Origin of the sequence: Clostridium sp. (assembly GCF_032552055.1) — a bacterium.
Taxonomy (GTDB): domain Bacteria; phylum Bacillota; class Clostridia; order Clostridiales; family Clostridiaceae; genus Clostridium.
The window spans coordinates 1-4,622 of the sequence record NZ_JAWGSV010000250.1; the positions used below are offsets into that span (position 1 = coordinate 1).

A 4,622-nucleotide genomic window follows, 5' to 3' on the forward strand; every position below is an offset into this window, starting at 1 on the left:
AAATAAATATGATTAGTTGCATAAATTTATTAATATAATAATGTTTTTTAAAGTAGAATTAATACATATATTAATAGAATAATAACATAATTACTACAAGATATTGAAAGATGATATTTATAAATATTAAATTCATTATATATGAGAGGTTTATTGTGATATACTATTGATTGAAAATTATTATCATTACATACATGAAAAGGATGAATTTAATGGAAAATATAAATAAATTACAAAGTTTTATAATACTAGGTATGGTTAGCTTAGGAATATTAATTGGGCAAATAGATTTTATTAGTATATATTCTGAATACTTAATAATGCCAGCACTTATGATAATGCTGTTTTTAGTATTTTTACAAATACCTATAAAAGAAATAGGTAAGTCTTTTAAGAATTTAAAGTTTAGCATAACTTCAATTACTATTAATTTTATATGGACTCCGATATTAATATTTATATTAGGAAGATTATTTTTAAATAATGAACCTGAATTATTAATTGGATTTGTAATGCTAATGGTAACACCTTGTACTGACTGGTATTTAATTTTTACTGGAATAGCTAAGGGGAATGTTGCATTAAGTTCCTCTATATTACCACTTAATTTAATACTTCAATTAATATTATTACCAGTATATATATTTATATTTGGTGGGACAAGTGTTAAAATAGATGCTATTAGCTTAGGAAAAGGAGTTATTTATAGTTTAATAATACCGTTACTTTTTGCAAGTATATGTAGATATATCATTATAAAAAAGGTTAAAAGTAATGAACTAAGTGATAAGCTAATGAGTAAGGCTTGTGATTACCAAGGATATTTCTTAAATATCGCGATAATAGCTATGTTTGCATCTCAGGGGAGGGTACTTTTAAGTAATTTAAATACATTACTTATATTATTAATTCCTATATTACTATTTTTCTCTATTAATTTTGTAGTGGGCAGGTTTATAGGAAGAAAGTTAAATTTAAGTTATGAAGATAGTGTATCTTTAAATTTAACAACATTAGCTAGAAATTCTCCTATTGCATTAGCTATAGCTGTTGCTACTTTTCCAGATAAACCTTTAATCGCTTTAGCACTAATAATTGGACCATTAATAGAGTTACCTGTGCTGTTTATAATATCAAAAGTCTTATTGAAAATAAGGCATAGACATATAATACAATAAATATGTACAATTAATGCAAGTGGCTTTATAAAGGTTATTGTGGTAGGTTAATTTGAAGTTATTATTAAGTATTTTTATAACTTTAATATTATTTCTATTCTTTGTATGGGCATTGGTAGAATAATTTTAACCTTTATAAATTCAAGAAGAGTTAAATAAAAGATAGAATAATTTAAATATAAAATACTTAGAAGGAATTTTATATGATTAAAGTAGACAAGTTAAATAATATAAATGAAGACGATATAAGAAATATCCTAAAAGTATGGGAGTCATCAGTTAGAGCAACCCATGATTTTTTAAGTGAAGAAGATATATTATCACTTACACCCAATGTTGTAGAAGGTGCTGATTACGTTAATGATCTTTTATGTGTAAGAAATGACAAAGGAATTATTAAAGCTTTTATGGGAGTACATAATAATAAAATTGAGATGTTATTTATAAGTGATGAATGTAGGGGTGTGGGTATCGGTAAAAAGCTAATAGAATATGCAATAAAGGTTTTAAATGTAAATTATGTAGATGTAAATGAGCAAAATCTTCAAGCAGTTGGATTTTATAAACATATGGGGTTTGAAGTTTTTGAAAGATCAGACGTTGATGAGCAGGGAAATCCATTCCCAATACTTCATATGAAATTAAACTAAGGAGCGATTAAAAATGAAAAAGAAAGTGGCATTTATATGTGTTCATAATTCTTGTAGATCACAAATTGCAGAGGCATTAGGTAAATTATATGGGAGTGAAGTTTTTGAAAGTTATTCAGCAGGAACAGAAACTAAGCCACAAATAAACCAAGATGCAGTTAGAATTGTTAAAGATATATATAATATTGATATGAATAAAACTCAAAAATCTAAACTGTTAACAGATATACCAGAGGTAGATATTGCTATAAAAATGGGATGTAATGTTATATGTCCTACTGTATTTGCACAGCATATAGAGGATTGGGGATTAGAAGATCCTACTGGGAAAAGTGATGATGAGTTTATTAAGGTAATTAATAATATAGAAGAAAAAATTAAAGGTTTAATATATAGAATTAATAATAGAGAATTTTAAAAATAAAATGGCTGTCTTTAGGACGGTCATTTTATTTAAAAAGGTTGTCCTTTAATCTCAATCTTGTTATTATATATTGGGAAGAAAGTTTATCCCATCGCTACCATTGCGAACACTCCCACCTTCTATAAGTGAGAGCTAAGCACTGCTACGCGCCTGGATTAGTTCTTCTAACCTTCAGATGGAGCACGGGGTATTCCTGTTAAGAAAACTCCACCTGAAGATAAGAATCACTTTATAAAATAGAGGTGGATGATGATAATGGAAATGCCACAAGTAAAACTAAATAATTTTGAAGGGCCCTTTGATTTATTACTACATTTAATTAAAAAGAATGAAATGGATATTTATAATGTAGAAATATATAAAATAACTAATCAATATTTAAAACATTTAGATGATATGAAGGTTATGGACCTTGAAATAACTTCAGAATTTATAGTAGTTGCTGCAACTTTAATTGAAATAAAGTCTAAGAAGCTTTTACCAGTAGTTAAAGTAGATGAAGAAAATGAAGAAGATATAGAAAAGCGTCTTATGGAAAGACTTATTGAATATAGAAAAATAAAGGGTGCTGCAATATTTTTAAGAGATAGGTTTATAAAATCAGGTGATATTTATACAAAGAAGCCTGAAATAATTGAAGATACAAGAAGTGAAAATAAAGATGAAGATTTACTTAAGAATACAACTCTATTAGACTTATATAATCTTTACAATAGTTTAATAGAAAATTTTCTTATGAAACAAAATAAAGCTAATGTAATTCAAAGAAAGATATACGTTGATAAATATAAGATAGAAGATAAGATGAATGAGCTTGTTGAGAGAATAGAAAATGAGTCAATAATAAAATTTAAAGAAATAATTGAGGATAGTGAATGTAAGCTAGAAGCAGTTGTAACTTTCTTAGCGCTTTTAGAGCTTATAAAGATAAGAATTGTAAAAGTATATCAAGATGAAAGCTTTGATGATATTTTAATTGAAAGGAGAAGGGGAAATGAGTAAATTAGAAATTAGACAATATGAATTTGAAGAATTATCTGAAAAGCCAAGGATAAAGTCTGTAATTGAATCCTTACTTTTTGTAAGTGGAGATCCTCTTTCAATAAAAGATATAACTAATGCTTTAGAATCTAATATTAAAGTAGTTAAAGAAGTGTTAGATGAGATGATTTTAGAATATGATGATGAAAAAAGAGGCATAAAGATTATTTCTATAAATGGTGAGTATCAGTTAGTTACTAAAGCTGAAAATGGTGATTATATTCAAAAATTACTAAAGAAGAATAAAAGACAATCATTATCACAAGCGTCTTTAGAAAGCTTAGCAATAATTGCTTATAAACAACCTATAACAAGAGTTGATATAGATGAAATAAGAGGAGTTAAGTCTGAAAGTGCTATGCAAAGACTTATAGAAAAAGACTTAATTAAGGAAGTTGGACGATTAGAAGTGCCAGGAAGACCAGTATTATTTGGAACTACAGAAGAATTCTTAAGACAATTTGGATTAAGAGAATTAAATGAATTGCCTTCATTAGATATTTATAATGAAGACAATTCAATAATTGAAGAAATGAGTAGTATCGTCGAAGGTAAAGAAGATAAGTAAATAGAGTATGAAAAATAGTATAGACTATTGATGTATGTTACTAGAAGAGGAATCACAGTCATCTAAATCAGTATTTGAAGATGCGGTGCTTCCTTTTTTCTTATCTTCATTGAAAAAGCCCTTTATCATATCAATAACTTGAGGAACAGAATCTACAATTCTATCATATGTATTATTCTGATCTACAGGAAGTAATCTTACAGCATCATTTCTAAGAACTAAGAATGCAACGGGCTTTACTGTAATTCCAGCTCCTGATCCACCTCCAAAAGGATGTTTAGTTACTTCTTCAAGTGGTACCTTACATTCGTGACCAAATTCACTTCCACCAGAAACAAATCCAAAAGTTAATTTTGAAATTGGAATTATATAACTGCCATCTTTGGTTTCAACTGGATCTCCAATTACAGTATTAACATCTATCATATCCTTTAGATTTTCCATAGTACTTTTCATTAAATTTTCAATAGGGTGTTGGTTTGTCATAGTTTTCTCCCTAGCTTAGGGAGTCACCTCCTTATATTCTAAAGATTTATAAAATAAGAACAATATATATATAATATTAGCAATATTAAAATAAAATATACCAGTTATACCAAAAGATAAATGTTTCTTATTAAATTCTGGAGTTATATTTAATCTTAAACTATTTACTTCAAAAACTATTGATAAAATATAATATATAAAACCAGGCACAATATTTAAAATTCCATAAAGAAGAGCGCAAAGTGCAGCATCTTCAATTCCATAATCTAAGTAAC

General features: G+C 27.0%; 7 protein-coding genes. 5 read left to right on the forward strand and 2 right to left on the reverse strand.

The window, feature by feature from the left end:
- Positions 1–212: 212 nt before the first annotated feature.
- The 5 genes from E6248_RS13460 to scpB all read left to right on the forward strand — a co-directional run bounded on the left by E6248_RS13460 (position 213) and on the right by scpB (position 3,861).
- Entirely contained in the window at positions 213–1,178 is a 966-nt protein-coding gene (locus tag E6248_RS13460) for a bile acid:sodium symporter (protein WP_316341303.1), read from the forward strand.
- Between the two features lie 203 nt (positions 1,179–1,381).
- Positions 1,382–1,828: a GNAT family N-acetyltransferase gene (locus E6248_RS13465; protein ID WP_316341304.1), complete on the forward strand. Its 447-nt coding sequence runs from the start codon at positions 1,382–1,384 to the stop codon at positions 1,826–1,828.
- A gap of 13 nt (positions 1,829–1,841) precedes the next feature.
- On the forward strand, positions 1,842–2,246 hold the full coding sequence (locus tag E6248_RS13470) for an arsenate reductase ArsC (RefSeq protein WP_316341305.1): 405 nt from the start codon (positions 1,842–1,844) through the stop codon (positions 2,244–2,246).
- Positions 2,247–2,507: 261 nt separating this feature from the next.
- The gene (locus E6248_RS13475; protein ID WP_316341306.1) at positions 2,508–3,254 is read left to right on the forward strand and encodes a segregation/condensation protein A; all 747 of its coding nucleotides are present in this window, start codon (positions 2,508–2,510) and stop codon (positions 3,252–3,254) included.
- Positions 3,247–3,861 carry an SMC-Scp complex subunit ScpB gene (scpB, locus tag E6248_RS13480; protein WP_316341307.1) on the forward strand — a complete coding sequence of 205 codons (615 nt, stop codon included), beginning with the start codon at positions 3,247–3,249 and terminating at the stop codon, positions 3,859–3,861. The genes E6248_RS13475 and scpB overlap by 8 nt, the downstream gene beginning before the upstream one ends.
- 24 nt (positions 3,862–3,885) lie before the next feature.
- Here scpB and ytfJ read toward each other — a convergent pair whose 3' ends face one another.
- Both ytfJ and E6248_RS13490 read right to left on the reverse strand, forming a co-directional pair.
- Complete coding sequence (gene ytfJ, locus E6248_RS13485; protein WP_316341308.1) at positions 3,886–4,347, reverse strand: GerW family sporulation protein; 462 nt, start codon at positions 4,345–4,347, stop codon at positions 3,886–3,888.
- Between the two features lie 15 nt (positions 4,348–4,362).
- Positions 4,363–4,622: DUF2953 domain-containing protein (locus E6248_RS13490; protein ID WP_316341309.1), on the reverse strand; the 260-nt coding region annotated here is incomplete at its 5' end.

Bases quoted from the DNA above. Each gene is read 5' to 3' on its own strand.
- E6248_RS13460 (WP_316341303.1), top strand. From the start codon at position 213: ATGGAAAATATAAATAAATTACAAAGTTTTATAATACTAGGTATGGTT.
- E6248_RS13465 (WP_316341304.1), top strand. From the start codon at position 1,382: ATGATTAAAGTAGACAAGTTAAATAATATAAATGAAGACGATATAAGA.
- E6248_RS13470 (WP_316341305.1), top strand. From the start codon at position 1,842: ATGAAAAAGAAAGTGGCATTTATATGTGTTCATAATTCTTGTAGATCA.
- E6248_RS13475 (WP_316341306.1), top strand. From the start codon at position 2,508: ATGGAAATGCCACAAGTAAAACTAAATAATTTTGAAGGGCCCTTTGAT.
- scpB (WP_316341307.1), top strand. From the start codon at position 3,247: ATGAGTAAATTAGAAATTAGACAATATGAATTTGAAGAATTATCTGAA.
- ytfJ (WP_316341308.1), bottom strand. From the start codon at position 4,347: ATGACAAACCAACACCCTATTGAAAATTTAATGAAAAGTACTATGGAA.